Below are 524 nucleotides of genomic sequence, written 5' to 3' on the forward strand. Positions count from 1 at the left end.
CCGACGGTACGACCGCCTTCACGGATAGCGAAGCGCAGACCGTCTTCCATCGCGATGGTCTTGATCAGAGTGACAGTCATCTGGATGTTGTCACCTGGCATTACCATTTCAACGCCTTCTGGCAGCTCGCAGTTACCAGTCACGTCAGTAGTACGGAAGTAGAACTGTGGACGGTAGCCTTTGAAGAACGGAGTGTGGCGGCCGCCTTCTTCCTTGCTCAGAACATAGACTTCTGCGGTGAACTTGGTGTGCGGCTTGACCGAACCTGGCTTGACCAGAACCTGGCCACGCTCAACGTCGTCACGCTTGGTGCCGCGCAGCAGCACGCCGCAGTTCTCGCCAGCACGACCTTCGTCCAGCAGCTTGCGGAACATCTCAACACCGGTGCAGGTGGTGGTGGTGGTGTCACGCAGACCAACGATTTCCAGGGCGTCTTGAACGCGGACGATGCCACGCTCGATACGACCGGTAACAACGGTACCACGACCCGAGATCGAGAATACGTCTTCGATTGGCATCAGGAA

General features: G+C 57.4%; 1 protein-coding gene. It reads right to left on the minus strand.

The window, feature by feature from the left end; genetic code table 11:
• A partial coding sequence (locus DN388_RS20315; RefSeq protein WP_255001937.1) for an EF-Tu/IF-2/RF-3 family GTPase occupies positions 1 to 524 on the minus strand: 524 nt, incomplete at both ends.

Source organism: Pseudomonas sp. S12(2018) (assembly GCF_024355235.1).
GTDB classification, from domain to species: domain Bacteria; phylum Pseudomonadota; class Gammaproteobacteria; order Pseudomonadales; family Pseudomonadaceae; genus Aquipseudomonas; species Aquipseudomonas palmensis.